Annotated in this window: 14 protein-coding genes; 2 read left to right on the forward strand and 12 right to left on the reverse strand. The window is 72.0% G+C overall.

Annotation, left to right across the window (positions count from 1 at the left end; translation table 11 throughout):
- Positions 1-6: 6 nt before the first annotated feature.
- Genes OU416_RS14055 through OU416_RS14065 form a run of 3 tightly spaced genes read right to left on the reverse strand, consistent with a single transcriptional unit; the run spans position 7 to position 2,632 of the window.
- On the reverse strand, positions 7-669 hold the full coding sequence (locus OU416_RS14055; RefSeq protein WP_333779639.1) for a methionine ABC transporter permease: 663 nt from the start codon (positions 667-669) through the stop codon (positions 7-9).
- Complete coding sequence (locus OU416_RS14060) at positions 666-1,691, reverse strand: methionine ABC transporter ATP-binding protein (RefSeq protein ID WP_270927364.1); 1,026 nt, start codon at positions 1,689-1,691, stop codon at positions 666-668. The genes OU416_RS14055 and OU416_RS14060 overlap by 4 nt, the downstream gene beginning before the upstream one ends.
- Positions 1,688-2,632, reverse strand: coding sequence for a MetQ/NlpA family ABC transporter substrate-binding protein (locus OU416_RS14065; protein ID WP_270927365.1), 945 nt, complete (start codon positions 2,630-2,632; stop codon positions 1,688-1,690). Before OU416_RS14065 ends, OU416_RS14060 begins: the two co-directional genes overlap by 4 nt.
- Before the next feature lie 253 nt (positions 2,633-2,885).
- Here OU416_RS14065 and OU416_RS14070 point away from each other — a divergent pair, with 253 nt between their 5' ends.
- A complete protein-coding gene (locus OU416_RS14070; protein ID WP_270927366.1) occupies positions 2,886-4,796 on the forward strand; it encodes a beta-N-acetylhexosaminidase family protein in 1,911 nt (636 codons plus the stop codon).
- Positions 4,797-4,803: 7 nt separating this feature from the next.
- Here the strand turns inward: OU416_RS14070 and OU416_RS14075 are convergent, their stop codons facing one another.
- Positions 4,804-6,213: a GAF domain-containing protein gene (locus tag OU416_RS14075; RefSeq protein WP_270927367.1), complete on the reverse strand. Its 1,410-nt coding sequence runs from the start codon at positions 6,211-6,213 to the stop codon at positions 4,804-4,806.
- A 123-nt stretch (positions 6,214-6,336) separates the two neighbouring features.
- Here OU416_RS14075 and OU416_RS14080 point away from each other — a divergent pair, with 123 nt between their 5' ends.
- Entirely contained in the window at positions 6,337-7,146 is an 810-nt protein-coding gene (locus OU416_RS14080) for an alpha/beta fold hydrolase (protein ID WP_270927368.1), read from the forward strand.
- A 39-nt stretch (positions 7,147-7,185) separates the two neighbouring features.
- On the opposite strand, the gene metX is transcribed toward OU416_RS14080, so the two are convergent.
- From metX to OU416_RS14120, 8 genes are all read right to left on the reverse strand, one after another.
- Positions 7,186-8,328: a homoserine O-acetyltransferase MetX gene (gene metX / locus OU416_RS14085; RefSeq protein WP_270927369.1), complete on the reverse strand. Its 1,143-nt coding sequence runs from the start codon at positions 8,326-8,328 to the stop codon at positions 7,186-7,188.
- A complete protein-coding gene (locus OU416_RS14090; RefSeq protein WP_270927370.1) occupies positions 8,325-9,644 on the reverse strand; it encodes a bifunctional o-acetylhomoserine/o-acetylserine sulfhydrylase in 1,320 nt (439 codons plus the stop codon). Before OU416_RS14090 ends, metX begins: the two co-directional genes overlap by 4 nt.
- A gap of 254 nt (positions 9,645-9,898) precedes the next feature.
- Positions 9,899-11,302: a DHA2 family efflux MFS transporter permease subunit gene (locus OU416_RS14095; RefSeq protein WP_334271035.1), complete on the reverse strand. Its 1,404-nt coding sequence runs from the start codon at positions 11,300-11,302 to the stop codon at positions 9,899-9,901.
- A 79-nt stretch (positions 11,303-11,381) separates the two neighbouring features.
- Positions 11,382-12,692, reverse strand: coding sequence for a UDP-glucose dehydrogenase family protein (locus tag OU416_RS14100; protein WP_270927372.1), 1,311 nt, complete (start codon positions 12,690-12,692; stop codon positions 11,382-11,384).
- Positions 12,693-12,826: 134 nt separating this feature from the next.
- On the reverse strand, positions 12,827-14,014 hold the full coding sequence (locus OU416_RS14105; RefSeq protein ID WP_270927373.1) for a hypothetical protein: 1,188 nt from the start codon (positions 14,012-14,014) through the stop codon (positions 12,827-12,829).
- Positions 14,014-15,114 (reverse strand): Gfo/Idh/MocA family oxidoreductase, encoded by a 1,101-nt coding sequence (locus OU416_RS14110; protein ID WP_270927374.1) that lies wholly within the window; start codon positions 15,112-15,114, stop codon positions 14,014-14,016. Before OU416_RS14110 ends, OU416_RS14105 begins: the two co-directional genes overlap by 1 nt.
- Entirely contained in the window at positions 15,111-16,589 is a 1,479-nt protein-coding gene (locus OU416_RS14115; protein ID WP_270927375.1) for an FAD-binding protein, read from the reverse strand. The genes OU416_RS14110 and OU416_RS14115 overlap by 4 nt, the downstream gene beginning before the upstream one ends.
- A 233-nt stretch (positions 16,590-16,822) precedes the next feature.
- Entirely contained in the window at positions 16,823-19,633 is a 2,811-nt protein-coding gene (locus OU416_RS14120; protein WP_270927376.1) for an AfsR/SARP family transcriptional regulator, read from the reverse strand.
- Positions 19,634-19,681: the final 48 nt, after the last annotated feature.

Raw genomic sequence — 19,681 nt, forward strand, 5'->3', positions numbered from 1 at the left:
TCCTGATCAGCGCCGCAAGGCCTTGCGGGACAACCAGTTCCCGAGGTACTGGGCGGCCTGCACGAGCACGATGATGATAACCACCGCGATCACCGTGACGGTCCAGTCGTAGCGCTGGTAGCCGTAGCTGATGGCGAAGTCGCCGAGCCCGCCGCCGCCGACCGCGCCGGCCACCGCCGTCATGTCCACCACGGCGACGAAGACGAAGGTGTAGCCGAGGATCAGCGGGCCCAGCGCCTCCGGCACCAGCAGCGTGGCGATGATCCGCAGCGGGCCCGCACCCATCGCACGGGCCGCCTCGATGACGCCCGGATCGATGGTGACCAGGTTCTGCTCCACGATCCGGGAGATGCCGAAGGTGGCCGCCACGATCAGCGCGAAGGTCGCCGCCGGGGTGCCCAGCGTGGTGCCGACGACCTTGATGGTCAGCGGCCCGATGGCGGTGATGAAGATGATGAACGGGATCGGCCGGATGATGTTCACCAGCACGTTGAGCACCGTGAACACCAGCCGGTTGGCCAGGATGCCGCCCGCCCTGGTGGTGTAGAGGGCGATGCCCAGCAGCAGGCCGAGCAGCCCGCCGACCAGCATCGTCGCCAGCACCATCCACACGGTCTGGCCGATCGAGGTGAGCAGCACCGGCCCGATGGTCTGCCAGTCGATCATCACGCGGTCAGCTCCTCGATCTCGGTGGTGCGGCGCAGCTCGGCGATCACCGCGTCCACATCGGACTCCGCGCCGAGCAGTTCCAGGGTCAGCCGCCCCAGCTGCACGCCGCCGAGCTCCTTGAGCCCGCCGTCGACGATCTCGAAGCGCACCTGGTGGCGGCTCACCGCTTCGGAGAGCGCCGCACCGACGCGGCGGTCGTCGCGCAGGTGCGCGGTGACCAGCCGCCCGGTGTGCCGGGCCCGGAGCCGGTCGAGGCGCTCGCCGCCGGGCCGGTCGGGCAGCACCGTTTCCACGAACCGGCGGGCGGTCCCGGTCTTGGGCGTGGCGAAGACGTCCAGCACGCTGCCCTGCTCGACGATGCGCCCGGAGTCCAGCACCGCCACCCGGTCGGCGATCTCGCGGACCACCTCCATCTCGTGGGTGATCACCACGATCGTCACGCCGAGCTCGGTGTTGACGCGCTTCAGCAACCGCAGCACCTCACCGGTGGTCTCCGGGTCGAGCGCGCTGGTGGACTCGTCGGCGAGCAGGATCTTCGGGTTGGTGGCCAGCGCGCGGGCGATGCCCACCCGCTGCTTCTGCCCGCCGGAGAGCTGGTCGGGGTAGCTCCAGGCCTTGTCGGCGATGCCGACGAAGTGCAGCAGCTCGGCGACGCGCCGCTGCCTGCTCTCCTTGTCCCAGCCCGCCACCTTCAGCGGGTAGGCGACGTTGCCGAACACCGTCCGGGAGCGCAGCAGGTTGAACTGCTGGAAGATCATGCCGATGTCGCGGCGGAGTTCGCGCAGCCGCCGCTCCGGCAGCCCGGTGATGTCGGTCCCGTCGACCAGCAGGCTGCCGGAGCTCACCGGTTCCAGCGCGTTGATCAGCCGGACCAGGGTGCTCTTGCCCGCTCCGGAGTAGCCGATGACCGCGAACACGTCACCGGCCTCGATGGACAGGTCGATCCCGCTCAGCGCGGTCACCGACCGCGCTCCGGTGCCGAAGGTCTTGCCGACCTGCCGGAATTCGACGATCGGGGTCACTTCGCGCCTCGCACGGTCTCGGTCAGCCCGGCCAGGATGCCCTCCAGCTCGGCCTGCGGGCGGTCGACGCTCACCGAGGTGCCCTTGGAGTCGGCCACGACCTGGTCGGCGACGCGCTCGTCCCGGTAGAGCTCCACGAGCTCGTGGTAGACGGGGTTGTCCTTGTCCTCGGCGCGGGCGACGAAGACGTTGATGTAGGGCGCGGCGTCGGGGCTGTTCGGGTCGTCGCCGAACAGCGCCTCGCTCGGGTCGAGGTCGGCGTCGAGGGCGAAGTTGTTGTTCACGATCGCCCCGTCCACCGACGGCAGCGAGGCCACGGTCTGCGCGGCGTCGACCGGGACCACGGTCACCTTCGACGCGGCGGTGTCGATGTCGGCCGGGGTGGACAGCACCGTGCCGCCGCCCTTGAGCTCGATCAGGCCGGCCTGCTGGAGCACCAGCAGCGCGCGGGCCTGGTTGGTCTTGTCGTTGGGCACGGCCACGGTGCCGCCCTGCGGGATGGCCGCGACGTCGGTGTGCTTCTGCGAGTACAGGCTCAGCGGCACCACGTAGCTGGAGCCGATGGGCGTGAGCGTGTCGTCGTTGGACACGTCGTAGTTGGCCAGGAACAGCACGTGCTGGAAGAGGTTGAGGTCGATCTGCCGCTGCGACAGCGCCGGGTTGGCCTGGTGGTAGTCGCTGAAGTTGACCGTCTCCAGGTCGATGCCCCGCTCGGCGGCGAGCTCCTTGTAGGTCTTCCAGTACGCCTTGCTGGCGTCGGTGACGCCGATGCGCACCTTGGTCCGCCCGGTGGCGGTGTCGTCGGATCCGGAGTTGACCGCGTAGAGCACGGCGGCCACCACCGCGATCAGGACGACGGCGATCACCGCCACCGCACCCCCGCGCCGGCGCGGTTTCTCCGGCAGTCCCAGATCGGCGGGGGTGGTGTCGTTGTCGGACATGGCTGGCCCTTCCAGGTGTCGATCACTTCGCGGACACCTTGCACGCCCGGGCCGGCCCGCCCGAAATCGTTTCAGGATCTGGGTCGAAACGGCGCGATTTGCCGTTCGGCGGCCGGTTGTGGTAGCGCGATCATCAGCCATCCGGCGGATTGTCCAGACCATTTGATCCGGTGTTGGGTTGTGCCACGATCGCGACCGGTTTGTCCGCTGCGACGGCCTGGCCCGCGACGCCCCCGACCCTGGAGGAGGAGATTTGATCCGCTCCGTTCTCAGCCTCGCCGGCGCCGCGCTGCTGGCGGCAGGCGCGGCCGCTCCGGCGACCGCCGCCCCGGACTCCCCGCTGCCCCAGATCACCCCGCAGCCGCAGCAGGTCGTGCAGCTCGGCGACGACGTGCCGGTTCCCGAGCGGGTGTCGGTGGTGGCCGACCGCGAGGTGAGCCAGCCGACCCGCGACCTGCTCGTCGCGGTGCTGCGCGGCGCGGGCGCCGAGGAGGTGGACGTCGTCGACGCCGGCCAGCAGCCGGATGCCCCGCTGGTGGTGCGGGTCGGCGGCATCGCCACCGACGACATCGCGCGCGGGCTCCAGGACGCCGGTGTCGAGGTGCCGCCCGACCTGCCCGCCGAGGGCTACGCGCTGGCCGCCAAGGACGGCGCGGTCGTGCTCGGCGGCGCCGACTCCGACGGCGTCTACTACTCCGCGCAGACGCTGCGCCAGCTGGTGCGCGACCACGGGATCGCCGGGGCCGGCATCGTCGACCACCCGCTGATGCCGTTGCGCGGCACGATCGAGGGCTTCTTCGGCAGCCCCTGGACCCACGCCGAGCGCCTGGACCAGCTCGCCTTCTACGGCGACGTGAAGATGAACACCTACATCTACGCGCCGAAGGACGACCCCTACCACCGGGAGCAGTGGCGCGACCCGTACCCGGCGGACAAGCTCGCCGAACTCGCCGAGCTGATCGCGCAGAGCGACGCGCACCACGTCAAGTTCACCTTCGCCCTCTCCCCCGGGCTGTCCATCTGCTACACCAGCGAGCAGGACTGGCAGGCGCTGACCGCCAAGCTGCAGGCGATGTACGACCTGGGCGTGCGCGCGTTCTCGCTGCCGCTGGACGACATCGACTACAACAAGTGGCACTGCGCCGGCGACGAGGCGAAGTACGGCGCGCCGGGGCAGCAGGCCGCCGGACAGGCGCAGGTGGACCTGCTCAACCGGATCCAGCGCGAGTTCATCAACACCCACGACGGCGCGAAGCCGCTGCAGACGGTGCCCACCGACTACTCCGACACCGCCGACAGCCCGTACAAGAAGACCATCCGGGAGCAGCTCGACCCCGCGGTGGTGATGATGTGGACCGGTGTCGGCGTGGTCCCGCCGGAGATCACCGTGCCGCAGGCCGAGGAGGCCGCCGCGGTGTGGGGCCGCAAGGTGTTCGTGTGGGACAACTACCCGGTCAACGACTTCAACGCGACCGCGGGGCGACTGCTGCTCGCGCCGTACGCCGAGCGCGAGTCCGGGCTGCACGAGCAGCTGGCCGGCATCGTGCTCAACCCGATGAACCAGGCGGCGGCGAGCAAGGTCGCCGAGTTCGGCGCGGCCGACTTCTCCTGGAACGACACCGCCTACGACGCGAACCGGGCCTGGCGGGAGTCCGCCCGCTACCTGGCCGGTGGTGATGCGGCGACCACCGAGGCGCTGCTGGCGTTCTTCGACCTGGAGCACCTCTCGCCGACCCTGGAGGGCGAGATCTGGCAGCCGCAGGCTCCGGAGCTGGCGCGCCGGCTCGACGAGTTCCGCGCGAAGTGGGCCGAGGACAAGGGCGCGGCGATCGAGGCCCTGCGGCCTTACGCGGAGCTGATCGCCGCGGCACCGCAGCGGATCCGCGACGGTGTGGCCGATCAGGGTTTCCTCGCCGACGCCGCGCCGTGGCTGGAGGCCACCGACCTGTGGGGCCCGGCACTGCTGGCCAGCCTGAACGGCCTGCAGTCCAGGGTGGACGGTGACGAGGCCGCCGCGGAGAAGGCGTTCGCCGAGGCCGCCGACCTGGCGCGCCGGGCGGGCGAGATCCACACCATCCCGGGCGAAACCCGCCCGGAGGGGCCGATCAAGGTCGGCGACGGGGTGCTGGACACCTTCATCGCCGGAGCACCGGACCTGCGCTGAGCCGGGTTCACTCCCCCGGAGATGCGTGTTCGTCCGGCGCCCTCAGCAGGCGCCGGACGAACACGTCGTCACGCCCGTGCGGCGAGGCGATCCAGCGCGCGAGCGCGTCGGCGTCGCCGTGCGAGATCAGCCTGCCCCGGACCCGGTGGTGCAGACCGTCCCGCAAGGCCTCGATCCCGGCCGCCCGCGAGGTGGGCAGCAGCGGCGCGGGATAGCCGTCGAGGGCTTCACCGCCGGTGCGCTCGGCCAGACTCCGCTCCAGTTCGAGGAAGTCCGCCGAGATCCGGCCGACGAGCCGGTAGGGGTCCGAGCGCAGCCGGTAGCCCAGGACGCGGCGCAGCCGGGTCATCTCGGCGCGGACGGTGACCGCCTTGCCGTTCGGGCCGTAGGCCTCGCGGGCCACCTCGTCGGCTCCCATCCCCGCGGGGTGGGCCGCCAGCAGCACGACGAGTTCGCTGTGGCGCAAGCTGAGTTCGCGCGGCACACCGTCCACGTGCACCAGTGCGCGGCTGCGGCCGAGAGCGTGCACCAGCAGCAGGTCTCCGCCGCGTTCCGGGTGGTCGACGCCGTGCACCGCGTAGGGCCCGGTCGGCGAGAGCCGTTCGACGACCACGCGCTGGCCGTCCGGCAGCGTCATCGGGCCGTCCTCCCCCAGGCTCGCCGCCCACTGCGGCGGGAGCCATCCGGCAGGCGAGGTGTGCAGCACCCGCCCGTCCACGCCGACCAGTGCGCTGCGGACGCCGCTGCGGCGCAGGACGTGATCGACGTAGCGCGCCCGGACGTCGTCGTCGCGGCGCCGGGTCTGCTCGCCGAGCTGCGTTCCGGCCAGCCTCGCCGCAGCCGCGACCAGCGGCATGGCCAGCGCGTTCGACGACGCGAGCGGGTAGGTCACGTCGACGGTGCCGACCGTCGCGCCGGTGACCGGGTCCACGATCGGCGCGGCCGAGCAGTTGAAGTCGGCGGCCACGGACAGGTAGTGCTCCGGACCGCGGACCTGGAACGGCCGCCCCAGCGCCAGCGCGGTGCCCACGCCGCTGGTGCCGACCTGCTCCTCGTTCCACAGCGCACCCGGGACCAGGCGCGCTCGCTCGGCGTTCCTCCTGGTGGCCGGGTCGCCCACCACCTGCAGCAGCCGCCCGTGCGGATCGCTGATGAACACCAGGTGCCCGGGCTGGGTGATCGCGTCACCGATGGTGCGCAGCAGCGTCGGCCAGACCTCCGCCAGCCGGTGCTTCCGGGTCAGCTCTCGGACCAGGTCCGCGGCCGGGTCGACCGGGGCGGCCGAGCGGTCGGGGTGCACGCCCCGGCTGCGGGCACGGTCCCACGATGCGCGCACCTCGGGGCGCACCGGCGCGGAGGCGCCGCCGCTCAGCGCGTTCTCGCGGGCGGCCGCCAGTCGTCGTGTCGTCTCATCCATGTCGAGATCAGGAAAGGTATCCCCGGTTGCAACGCCGGTGCAACGCGCGCGGAGGTCTTGGCCGGTGCGGACGCGGTGCCCCACAGTCGGTGCGATCTGAGGCTCGACGCTTGGAGGACGACCGTGGCGTACCTGGAACTGCCGGACGGCTTGCCGCTCTACTACGAGGACCACGGGTCGGGACCGGCTGTGGTGCTCCTGCACGGCTGGACCATGAACAGCACGTTCTGGCAGCAGAACGTGGCCGCGCTCAGCGCGCAGAACCGCGTGATCACGCTCGACCTGCGCGGGCACGGCCTGTCCGGGAAGACCGACGGCGGCCACACCCTCGCCCAGTACGCTCGCGACGTCCACCACCTGATGCAGCACCTGGAGCTGCGCGACGTGTGCCTGGTCGGCTGGTCGATGGGCACCGCGGTCATCCTGTCCTACGTCCAGCAGTTCGGTTGCGGGTCGCTGCGCTCGGCGGCGTTCATCGACCAGTCACCGCGCTTCCTCGACGCAGCGGACTGGCAGTACCCGTTGTTCGGCGAGTACACCGCGGTGGACCTCGCGGTGTTCGCCCAGGGCTTCCAGCACGCCCGGCCCAGCGTCGTCAAGCCGTTCATCGCCGCGTGCTTCGCCGAAACCCCGCCGCCGGAGGTGATCGACGCCGTCTACGCCGAGACCGCGAAGACGCCCACTTCGGCAGCGCTCGCGGTGTGGTACGACATGGCCCACGCCGACCTGCGCCCGGTGCTGCCCGAGGTCACCGTTCCGACGCTGCTGATGTACGGCGCCCGCAGCAAGGTCTTCCCCGGCGATCTCGACGACTGGCTGGCCGGGCAGCTGCCGCAGGCGAAGATCGCCCGCTTCGACGGCAGCGGTCACGCCCCGTTCAGCGAGGAACCCGACTCGTTCAACGAAGTGCTGGGCTCCTTCCTCCGGTCCTGAGCTCCGCGCCCGGGCCCCGCCCCTCGGGGCCCGGGCCGGTCAGCGCCCGCTGCGCAGCAGATCGGTGACCAGCCTGCCGACCTGGCCGGTTTCGATCAGGAAGCCGTCGTGGCCGTGCGCCGAGGCGATCGTGCCGAACTCGGCGCCGGGGATCGCCGCGGCGAGCTCGCGCTGCTGCTCCAGCGGGAACAGCCGGTCGCTGTCCACGCCCGCGACGTGGGTGCGCGCCGTGATCCGGCGCAGCGCGGCGTCCACCCCGCCCCGGCCGCGCCCCACGTCGTGGCCGGACATGGCCTGGGCGAGCAGCACGTAGCTCGCCGCGTCGAACCGGCGCGCCAGCTTGCCCGCGTGGTGGTCCAAATAGGACTCGACGGCGTACCTGCCGCCGCGCCAGGGGTGTTCGCCGTCCTGGTGCTCGGTGCCGAAGCGCTGCTCCAGCTCGTGCGGGCTGCGGTAGGTGATGTGCGCGATCCGCCGCGCCACGCCCAGCCCGGCGTGCGGGCCGCGACCGTCGGGCAGGTCGTGGTAGTGGCCGTCGAACCAGTCCGGATCGCTGCGGATCGCCTCGACCTGCGCCCCGGACCAGGCGATCTGCTCCGCGGAGGCCACCGCGCAGCAGCTCAGCAGCAGCGCCGCCGACACCCGCTCCGGGTGCCCCGCGGCCCACTCCAGCGCCCGCATCCCGCCGAACGAGCCGCCGAGCACCGCCGCCCACCGCCGGATGCCGAGCGCGTCGGCCAGGTGCGCTTCCGCTTGCACCGCGTCCCGCACGGTGATCGCCGGGAACCGCCCGCCCCACGGCCGGCCGTCGGGCGCGGCCGACGACGGGCCGGTGCTGCCCTGGCAGCCGCCCAGGACGTTCGGCGCGATCACGAACCAGCGGTCGGTGTCCAGCGCCCGCCCCGGCCCGACGAGCGCGTCCCACCACCCGGGGCTGGGATGCCCCGCGCCGGCCGGTCCCGCCACGTGGCTGTCGCCGGTCAGGGCGTGCAGCACCAGCACCGCGTTGGAGGCGTCCGGAGCGAGCTCTCCCCAGGTCTCGTAGGCGAGATCCACCTGCGGGAGCACACCGCCCGCCTCCAGCACCAGCGGGCCGGGCAGCCGGAACCAGCTGCGCCTGCCGACGGGGTCGCCCGCCCGCCACGCACCGGTGGCGGGCGGGCGACCGTGCGTCCGGGTCATCGCTCCAACTCGGCCTTTGCCGCTCGGAAACCGGCTTCCAGGTCGGCCTGGAGGTCGGCCACCGCCTCGATGCCCACCGACAGCCGCACCAGGCCCGGGCTCACCCCGGCCAGCCGCTGGTCCTGCTCGGTGAGCTGGCTGTGCGTGGTGCTCGCCGGGTGCGCGATGAGGCTGCGCACGTCACCGATGTTCACCAGGTGGCTGAACAGCTGCACGCCGTCGACGAACGCCCGTCCGGCGTCGACCCCGCCGCGCAGCTCGAACGAGACGATCGCGCCCGCCCCGCCCGGCAGGTACTCCTGGCCGCGCTCGTACCACTTGCTGCTGGGAAGTCCCGCGTAGTGCACGGTTTCGACCTCGTCGCGGGTGCTCAGCCACTCGGCGAGCTGCTGGGCGTTGCTGACGTGCCGCTCGATGCGCAGCGACAGCGTTTCCAGCCCTTGCAGCAGCAGGAAGGCGTTGAACGGCGAGATCGCCGGGCCGATGTCGCGCAGGCCCTGCACCCGCAGCTTCGTCGCGAACGCGCCGTGCTCCAGGGCGTACCAGTACTGCAGGCCGTGGTAGCTGGGGTCCGGCTCGAAGAAGCCGGGGAACCGCTCGCTGTTCGCGCCGAAGTCGAAGGTGCCGCCGTCCACGACGATGCCGCCGACCGCCGCGCCGTGCCCGCCCAGGTACTTCGTCGCCGAGTGCACCACGATGTCCGCACCTTGCTCGATCGGGCGCAGCAGGAACGGCGTCGTCACCGTGTTGTCGACGACCAGCGGCACGCCGACCTCGTGGGCGACTTCGGCCACCGCGCGGATGTCCAGCACGTTCGAGCGCGGGTTGCCGAGCGATTCGCCGAAGAACAGCTTGGTGTTCGGCCGCGCGGCGGCCCGCCACGCCTCGATGTCGTCGGGGTCCTCGACGAAGCTGACCTCGATGCCCAGCTTCGGCAGCGTGTGCCGGAACAGGTTGTGGGTGCCGCCGTAGAGCGCCGAGCTGGCCACCAGGTGGTCACCGGCCTGCGCGAGGGTGAGCACGGTCAGCGTCTCGGCCGCCTGGCCGGAGGCCAGCGCCACCGCCGCCACGCCGCCTTCCAGCGCGGCCACCCGGTTCTCCAGGACTTCCTGGGTGGGGTTGTTGATGCGGGTGTAGATGTTGCCGGGTTCGCTGAGGTTGAACAGGTTCGCCGCGTGCTCGGTGTCGCGGAAGACGAACGAGGTGGTCTGGTAGATCGGCACGGCGCGGGCCCCGGTGGTGGGGTCGGGCTCGGCTCCGGCGTGCACCTGGAGCGTGTCGAAGGACCACGCGGAACGGTCGGTGGAAGCGCTCACGGAATGTCTCCTGGATCGTGGATGGGCGCGGGCATGCGCGCTCGCGCCTGCGGTGCGGCACCGCAGGCGTGCGGGAACAGGCGGTCAGGCCGCCGGTGGGAGGAGAACTGCGCTCATCGCGCGCAGCGGAGCAGGATCAACACGCCGAAGCGGTCACGCGCAGGAGGTCGACGTGCCGACGGGCAACCAAGCGGATCACGCCTGGGAGGTTACGAGAAGTCCGCTCCGCGCGAAACCCGGTCCACGATCCGGAATCACGCGGCGGCCAGCTCCGCGGCGGTGGTCTCGGCCGTCCGCTTGCCCCACCTGCCGGTGGTGCACGACCCGATCACGCCGATGAGCAACCCGCAGCCCGCCATGATCCACCACGCCGGGCGGCTGGCTTCGCCGAACCCGCTCTCCTCCAGCTGGACGGCCACCACGGCGGGCAGCACGGCGGCGCCCAGCGAGGCGCCGACCTGGCGGCTGGTGGAGGCCACGGCGGCGGCCACCCCGGCTTGCGCGGTGGGCAGCCCGGCGACCGCGGTGGCGGTGACCGGGGCGTTGAGCATGCCGAAACCGAGCCCGAACAGCGCATAACCCGCGATCAGCCAGGGAAGTGGCGTGTCGTCTTCGAGACCGGCGAGCACCACGCCGCTCAGCGCGATTCCCGCGCCGCTGAGCACCAGCGGGATCCGGGGCCCGCGAACGCCGACCAACCGGCCGGCCACCGGCGCGCACAGGACGGCCAGCGCGGCCATCGGCAAGGTCAGCAATCCGGCTTCCAGCGCGGAGAAGTCGCGCACGTCCTGCAGGTAGAGGGAGTTGAGGAACAGGAAGCCGGACAGCGCGGCGAACCCGCACAGCGCGATGGCCGTCGCACCGGACATCGGTGCGCTGGCGAACAACCGCAGATCCAGCAGCGGCTGCTCGCGGCGCTTCTCGTGGCGCACGAAGGCGACGCTCGCGATCGCGCTGAGCAGGAAGCAGCCCAGCGTCTCCGGCGCGGTCCAGCCGAGGTGCGGGCCTTCGATGATCCCGAAGATCAGGCTCGCCAGCGCGACGACGACCAGCAGCTGTCCGAGCGGGTCGAAGCGGCGCGGCCGGGGCGATCGGGATTCCGGCACGAACCGCGCGGTGAGCAGGATCGCGGCGATGCCCGCCGGGATGTTGATCCAGAAGATCGACCGCCAGCCCGCGCTGTCCACCAGCAGCCCGCCGGTCACCGGGCCGACCGCCATGCTCAAGCCCACGACGCTGCTCCAGACCCCGATGGCCCTGGCCCGTTCCCGCGCGTCGGTGAAGGTGTTGACGACGATCGACAGCGCCACCGGGTTGAGCATCGACGCGCCGACCGCCTGCAGGACGCGGAAACCGATGAGCCACTCCACGGTGGGTGCGATGCCGCACAGCAGGGACGCCGCGGTGAACACCAGCAGTCCGAGCTGGAAGACGCGGCGGCGGCCGAAGCGGTCGGCGACGGAACCGGAGAGCAGCAGCAGCGACGCCAGCACCACCGTGTAGGCGTCGATCGTCCACTGCAGACCGGACAGCGGCGCGTCCAGCTCGTCCTCGATCTCGGGCAGCGCCAGGTTCACGATCGTGGTGTCCAGCGACGTCAGGAACAGGCTGAAGCAGCAGATCCCCAGCACCAGGAATCGACGGTGGGGCACGGACATGGTCACCTCGGGAGGACGTGGTCGGGCAGGCGGGACCGCCCGGCCCCGGAGAAGTGCGCCGCCGGGGTCGGGCGCCGTCTCACCTGGACAGGGCGCGCTGCGGCTCGGGCTGGCCGAGGCGCTGGTGGAGCAGTCCGGCGTGGTGCACCACGAGCGGGTCGAGGTGGTTGCGCGCGTCGATGACGTGCCTGCCGCTGACCTGCCCGGCGATCCGCTCCCAGTCCAGCTCCCGGAACTCCGGCCACTCGGTCAGCAGCACCAGCACCGCCGCGCCCGCCGCCGCCCGGTACGCCGAGTCCACGACGGCGATCCCCGCCACCGCACCGGGCATGCTCGGGTCGTAGCCGACCAGCTCGGCGCCCTCGGCGGCCAGCAGCTCGGCGATGGCCAGCGCGGGCGAGTCGCGCAGGTCGTCGGTGCCCGCCTTGAACGTCAGCCCGAGCAGCCCCACCCGGGCACCGGCCAGCTGACCGCCGACCGCGCGCCGGATCTTGTCGACCACCAGCCGCTGCTGCCGCGCGTTGGTGTCGATCGCCGCGCGCAGCAGCGGGAAGTCGGAGCCGATCACCGCGGCCGAGCGCAGCAGCGCGTGGGCGTCCTTCGGGAAGCACGATCCGCCCCAGCCCGGGCCGGGCCGCAGGAACGCGGTGCCGATCCGCTGGTCGTAGCCCATCCCCCTGGTCACGTCGTCGACGTCGGCGCCCATCCGCTCGCACAGCTCGGCGATGGAGTTCACGAAGGACAGGCGGGTCGCCAGGTAGCAGTTGGCCGCGTACTTGATCATCTCCGAGCTGGCCGGGTCGGTCAGCAGGATGGGCGCGTTGAGCGCCTCGTACAGCGCGGCCACCCGCTTGGCGGCGTCCAGGTCGGTCGAACCGATCACGATCCGGTCCGGGTTCAGGAAGTCGTGCACCGCGCTGCCCTCGCGCAGGAACTCCGGGTTGGAGGCCACCGCGACATCGGGGCGGCCGAGCAGCTCGCCGACGCGGGCCGCCGTGCCCACCGGCACGGTCGATTTGTTCACCACGACCGAATCAGGCGGTAGCGGGTCTCTCAGCTCCGCCACCGCGGTCTCCAGCGCGGCCAGCTTCGCCGACCCGTCCGGCCCCATCGGCGTCGGCACGCAGAGGAACACCACTTCGGCGTCCGACGCCGCGCCGCCCGCACCCACCACGAACTGCAACCGGCCGTCCGCCAGCCCGGTCCGCACCAGCTCGGCCATCCCCGGTTCCCGGATCGTCACCTCGCCCCGGGACAGGGCGTCCACCTTCGCCGGATCGATGTCCGCGCACACCACCCGGTGCCCCAGCGATGCCAGGCACGCCGCCGTCGTCAGCCCGACGTAGCCGGCGCCGATCACCGCGATCTTGACCCCACTCACCACGTTCATCCCCTTCACTTCGAACCGTCCGCGCCACCGGAGGAATCCGGTGGCGCGGACGTGACGCTGCCGAACACCGCCCGGCCGGAGCCGGGCGCTGACTGGTCCTCGCACCGGTCCCCGAACGCCGGGGGCCGGCGGTGCTACGCCCCGTGCGGGAGCGCCCGGATCCCCTCGAACGGGGTGGTCTTCTCCAGGTAGTCCACGGTTTCGAACAGGCCGACCGCGTGCATCGGGAACCGGGCACCGGCCTCGGCCACGAAGACGCACGGCAGCACCCGCTTGCGCTCCGCGGCACCGGCCTCACCGCTCTTGCGGATGTGCTTGTGGGTGTGGATCAGGATCGGCATGAAGCCGCCGCCGAGGAAGGTGCCCTGCTGCAGGATCGCCCCGCCGACGCAGTCGATCACCAGGCCCTTGCCCAGGATGGAATCGCGCCCCTGGTAGTAGAAGGACGGATCCGACATCGTGCCGTGCTCCACGTGGAAGACCCCGGCGGCCAGGCCGATGATGGAGCGGCCGCTGATCCGCAGCACCGAGCGGTAGAAGTCGACCAGCACCGGACGGATCTGGGCGTCCGGGAGCTTGAACTCCGGGCCCAGCAGCACGATGCGCATCAGCTCGGCGAGCGTCAGGTCGGCACCGGACGGGCTGGGGAACTCCTGGTCCCAGGGCACCAGGTAGTCCGACGCGGCGATCAGGTCGGTGCCGACGTCCTCGGCGATCAGCCGCTCGGCCTCCGTGGCCGGGGCGGCCACCCGCTCGCCGCGGTCGAGGATCCGGCTGGCGATCAGGTACCGGCTCTCCTCGGTCTTCAGCTCGCTCGCGGTGCGGATGAGGGCGATGCGGGCCTCGGCGGTGTCCGGGATGTCGAAGAGGTGGTCGATGCCGTCGGTCGGCACGTCGATCTTGGCCTCCGTGGTGCGCATCGGCAGCGCGGTGTAGGAATCCACCACCTCCGCCAGCGCGCCGGCGAAGTCACCGACGCCGATCCGCACCAGTTCCGCCGCGGCCAGGCCCCGGTAGTCGTAGGGCACCGACGGCGAGGTGGACAGCACGCTCTCGGCGAGCACCCGCCGGTAGCGGTCGTCGTCCAGCGTCGCCTCGGCCAGCTCCAGCGACAGGTACGGCGCGTTCTCGCCGGGCCCGTGGATCCAGCTCGTGGCGAACGGCGCCTCGAACCGGCACGCCTTGGCGAACAGCTCGTAGGCCTCGTCGTCGTTCTTGATCCGGCCGGCGATCTGCTCCCGGCCCGCTGCCCTGTCGATGACTTCCCCGACCATGTCCGGGGCCAGTCGCAGCAGCCTTGCGTACTCCTCGATGCTCTGCATCACGCACTCCCAAATCTGGCGAGTTCCTCGCCGTTTCCTGGTGATCCCACCTGCAACTCGGGTTCGACCGGCCAGGCGAAGCTGCCGGTCGCCGCGGTCAGGCCCAGCGCGGCCATCAGCCGGTGCTCGGCCAGCCGCAGCACCGCGGTGCCCTCGTCGGCACCGCACAAGAAGTCCAGTTGTGCCAGCAACGCCTCCTCGAAGTGGTTGCCGGAGACGGTGACCCGCTGCTGCGAGCCGGCGTCCCGGACGTGCACGGTGTGCTCGTTCTTGTAGTCGGCGGCCACGCCGTAGCTCGGTTCGAAGACCAGCGTCACGTGCTTGCCGGAGCCCAGTTCGACGTCGGCGAAGCGGTACCGCAGCTCCGCGCTGAACGGGATGATCGACCGGGCGAGGTAGCGCTTCGCGGTGCTCGCGGCGAACGCGAACCCGGCCAGCCCGGCGAATCCGATGGCCCCGCCGGAGGAGGTGTAGAGCTCGACCTCCGGGAGTTCCGGGACCACCGTGCGCACCCGCATCTCCGGCGTCACCAGCGCCGGGTTGGTCCGCAGGTAGCGCTGGTAGCGCTCGGCGGGCAGGATCGCGCGCAGGATGCTCAGCATGTGGAAGCACTCGTAACCGGCCTCGCCGTACTGCGTGTCGACGAACCTGCCGTTGGCGATGTCCAGCTCGCGGTTCTTGGTGAACTCGATGGTGATCTTCCTGATCGGATCGCCGGCAGCCGCCCGGTGCACCGATTCGGCGAACCGCCGCACCACCCGGCTGTGCGCGTAGACGTCGTTGACCACGATCCGGGCACGCGGGTGCCGCTGGACCAGGTCGACCAGGTCGCCGAGCTCGGCCGGGTAGCAGGCCGGTTTCTCCAGCAGGATCCGGGCGTCCGGCTGGCACCGCAGGATCTCCGACACCACCGCCAGGTGCGTGGCCGTCGGCGTGGCCACCACCCAGGCGTCCACATCGGACCGGTCGGGCACGTCGGCCACCCGGTCGTGATCCGCGCCTTCCTTCCGGTCCACGGTGGTGATCCGGTGGCCCGCCCTGCCGAAGCAGGCGACGTGGCGCGCGCCGATCATCCCGATGCCCACGATCACGATGTTCATGCCAGCCTGCCCAGTTCCCGGACGCGCTCGCCGTTCTTCAGCGCGTGATTGGCGGCGGCGGTCCCGGCGGCCCGGCCCAGCACGGCACCGGCCATGAGCCCGGTCCCGCCGGGATAGCCCTTGTCGTAGAGCCCGCCGACGATCACGCCGGCGGCGTAGAGGCCGCTGATCGGTTTGCCGTCCCCGCGCACTTCGGCGTTGGTGCTCACCGAAAGCCCGCCGTAGGTGAACGTCAGCCCGCACACCACCGGCACGAACAGGAACGGCGGGGTGTCCAGCCGCTTCGGGACGCGTTCGGCGTCATCGCGGTCGACGGGCAGGAAGTCGGTGTCCGAGCTGTTGAGCCTGCGGACCTCCTCGGCGAGGTTGCCCGCGTCGATGGACAGCCGCCGGGCGCCCTCCTCGACGGTGCGGGTGATCACCGACGCCGGATCGCTGAGGTAGCCCTGCGGCAGCTTCCCCGATTCGACGACCTTGCCGTCGAAGACCTGGAAGGCGACCTGCCCGGGCTGGTCCATGATCCGCTGGCCCAGCGAGACGTAGCTCAGCTGGCTGTGGTCGCCGGCTTCGTCGAAGAACCGGCGCCCGTCCCGGTTGACCACGATCCCGCGCGGGAACGCGTAGCGCGTCAGGCCGTGGGACTCCCGCATCCGCCCCGGCATCATGTAGTCGGGCAGCGCGGTGCCCTGCGGCGTGGTGTGGGTCTGCTGCCAGTTGCCCGCGGTGTCCGCGCCGAGCGCGATGGCCGCTTCCAGCGGTTCGCCCTTGTTGTACGGCACGCCGCGCAGCTTCACGTCGCGCCACTGGACGCCGAGGTGCCGCTCGCGCATCCGCGCGCTGCCCTCGAACCCGCCGGATGCCAGCACCAGCGCGTCGCAGACCACCGGGAACGCCGGGCCGGATCCGCGCAGCAGGTAGCGCCCGCCGGAGACCTTCTCGATCTCGGTGACCGCGCTGTCGTAGCAGACCGTGCCGCCGAGGCGCTCGAACTCCGCGAAGTTGCGGGCCTGCAGCGCCTCACCGCCACCGTCGAAGACCACCGGGAAGTCGCCGGGAAGCGGGTTCGGCCGCGGGACCCAGCGGTGCCCGAAGCCGCGCATCCAGGTGATCGCGCTGGTGGACCGGCGGATGATCGACTCGACGAGGGTGGTGTCCACCTGGTCGCCCGCGGTCCGCAGCCAGTCGGCCAGGTAGTCCTCGTCGGAGTACCCCGCCGGGCCGGCCGGGAGTTCGGCGGTCCGCGCGTCGCCCGGGTCCGGCATCAGACCGGCCAGGAACGAGCGGTCCCGCCAGGAGAAGCGCATGGTCCGCGTCAGCGAGCTGTTCCCGCCGCGGAACTCCTTGGGCGCCGCGTCGAGCACCGCGACCGAGTCCGCCCCGGCCTGCAGCGCCGCGATCCCCGCGCACAGACCCGCGTTGCCGGCACCGACGATGACGACCTGCCACTGCCGTTGGCCTTTCCTCCGGCTATGCATCCACTGCTCCCCTCCACGATCAGCCTTGCCCCCGCAGGAGTTCGCCTCCCGCCGGTCGAGGCGGACCCGCGACCGGGCTTGCGAACTCGGTGAAAAGCTATGCACAGCGCGCACAAACCGAATCAAATCGGCGCACAACTCCGGCACACGTGCCCTGGTGGGCACGTGAAAAGGCCCGGCAGGAGCGCTGTTCTCGCTCCTGCCGGGCCTCGTCCACCCTGGACTGGAACCGGCTACCCCGGCAGGCTGTTGAGCCCCGGTCGCCGCATCGACCGCCTGCCCTCCGGGGAACCGCGGTGGTCGTTGATCCGCTGGAAGATCGCGTGCGCCTGGCGCACCGCGGCCAGCGCCCGCTGGTGGTTGCCCTGCCTGGCGCACAGATCGCCGAGCCGTTGCAGCGCGTTGGCGGTGCAGTGCTCGTCCTCCAGCTCGCCGAGTATCCGCACCGCCGGCTCCAGACAGCTCATGGCCGTCTGGAAATCGTTTGCTGCGGTGTGCAGCCTGCCGAGTTCGGCGAGCGTCTTGCCCTCCCGGTGGCGGTCGCCCGCCGAGCGCGAGACGCGCAGCGAGTCGGTGAGCCAGCGCTCGGCTTCAGCGCGGTCGCCGAGCACGAGGTAGGTCCGGCCGATCGCCTCCCGGACGAACGCCTCGGCGTGCTTGTCCCCGGACTGCTGGAAGATCGCCAGCGCGCGGCGGAGCCTGCGCTGCGCCATGTGCGGGCGACCGCAGCGCCGCTCCACCGCGGCCAGCCCGCAGATCGCGAACGCCTCGCCGACGGCATCACCGGTCTGCCGGAACAGGGCGTGGGATTCGGCGAACAACCGCCGGGCCCCGCCCTGGTCGTCCAGGAAGTGGTGCACCTGCGCCAGCCCGCGCAGCAGCGCCGCCCGGGTGCCCGGGTCCGGTTGCGTGCTCAGCGCGATCTCGTGCGTGCGGCGCCAGGCGCCGTAGTTCGAGCGGAAGTCGAAGTACTGGGCCAGCGAGATGGCCAGCGAGCAGGCCAGGTCCGGGGATCCCTCCGCGACCGCGAGGTGCACCGCGCCGATGAGCGAGTCCTGCTCGGCGTCGAGCCAGGACACCGGGGCGCGGTCGATGCGGTCGAGCACCGACCGCTCCGGGCGCCAGTGGGCCACCCCGGCGGGCACCGGCCGGAAGATGCTGACCGGGAGCCCGGCCGAGGCGTGCGTGGTGGCCAGCAGCCACCCGCTGAGCACCCGGTCGATGGCGGCGCGCCGCAGTTGCGCCGGCTCGGATTCGGCCGCGTTGCGCGCGTAGCACCGGACCAGGTCGTGCATCCGGTACCGCGGCCTGCCCAGCACGTCGGTGCCGGTGAGCTCCAGCAGGTTGCCGTCGAGCAGCACGTCCACCCACCGCGCCGCGCCCCGATCGACCAGCGCGTCGATCGACCACTCCGGCACCGAACCCGCGCCCAGCAGGCCGATCAGCCGGAACGCCCGGGCCGCCGCCGGTGGCAGCTGGCGGTAGCTGAGGTCGAAGCTGGCCTGCACCGCGAGTTCGCCGGTGCGCAGTTCGACGAGCCGCCGCCGTTCGTTCTCCAGGCGCTGCTCCAGCACCTCCAGCGGCCAGCCGCGGCGGCCGACCAGCCGGGCACCGGCGATCCGGATGGCCAGCGGGAGGTAGCCGCAGGCGCGCAGGATCGCCGCGGCCGAGGCCTCCTCCAGCTCCACGCGCTCGGCGCCGGCGATCTTGCAGAGCAGGGCGTGCGCGCTGGCCGGGGAGAGCACGTCGAGCTCGATCTGCTTGGCACCGGGCAACTCGGCCATGCGGGACCGCGAGGTCACCACCACGGCCCAGTCGCTGGCGGGCAGCAGCGGCTGGACCTGCGCCGCGCTGGCCGCGTCGTCGAACAGCACCAGCATCCGGCGCTGCGCGGCCAGCGACCGGTACAGCGCCGTGCGGTCCTCGATCCGCTCCGGCAGCGCCGCGCCGTCGACGCCGAGCGAGCGCAGGAGGTCGGCCAGCGCGTCGGCCGGTTCGCGGGGCTTGTCCGAGGTGCCCGCGAGATCCACGTACAGCTGGCCGTCGGGGAACCCGTCCTGCAGGAGGTGGGCGACGTGGACCGCCAGCGCCGTCTTGCCGACCCCGGGCGACCCCACCACGCTGGCCACCGTCGGCGCACCGGCCGGTGTCTGCCACGTGCTGGACAGGGCCTGCTGGAGCGCGGCGGTGGAGCGGGCGCGGCCGGTGAAGTCCGGGACGTCCGGCGGCAGCTGGCGCAGCAGCTGGCCGGACCGGCTCACCACCGGGATGTCCGGCTGCTCGAACGGTGCCGTCGCCGATTCCCCGGCGAGGATGGACATGTGGATGCGCCGCAGCTCCGGGCCCGGTTCGACGCCGAGCTCGTTGACCAGCAGCTCCCGCACTTCGGAGTAGGCGCGCAGCGCCTCGGCCTGCTGCCCGTCGCCGTTGAGCGCGAGCAGCAGCTGCTGCCAGAGCGATTCGCGGAACGGGTGCTCGGCCAGCAGCGCCCGCAGATCCCCGATCGCCTCCGCGTACCGGCCGGTGGCCACGTACAACCCGAGCAGTTCCTCCCGCGCGCCCAGCCGCGCTTCGGCCGCGGCTTCCAGGTGCCGGGTCAGCGCACCGCTGGAGGGCAGGTCCGCGAGCACCTCGCCGCGCCAGAGCGCGAGCGCCTCTTCGAGCCGGCCGCACGCCTCGTGGAGCCGGCCGACGCGGTGCGATTGCCGGGCCGTGGCGAGGAGTTCGCGGAAGACGAGCAGGTCGAGCTCACCGGGCAGCACGGAGATGGCGTATCCGGCGTGCTCGGTGCGGATGGTGGCGCCGACCAGCGCCAGGGTGCTGCGCAGCGAGCTGACGTAGGTGCGCAGGTTCGCCGCGGGAGACCTCGGCCGCCGCTCCGGCCACAACGATTCCACGAGCACGTCGGCGTGCACGGTCTGATTCGCGTTGAGCAGCAGCGTCGCCAGCAGCAGCCGGGGTTTCGTGCCGCCCAGCGATATTCGTCCGTCGGTGCTGCCGACCTCCAGCGGCCCGAGCACGCGGAACTTGACCTGCTCTCCCACTGTTGCGCTCCGCTCCGGATCCCGGGTCGTCCACCGCGCATGGGCACC

The sequence above is a fragment of the Saccharopolyspora indica genome (genome assembly GCF_027853965.1).
In the GTDB taxonomy this organism is placed as follows: domain Bacteria; phylum Actinomycetota; class Actinomycetes; order Mycobacteriales; family Pseudonocardiaceae; genus Saccharopolyspora; species Saccharopolyspora indica.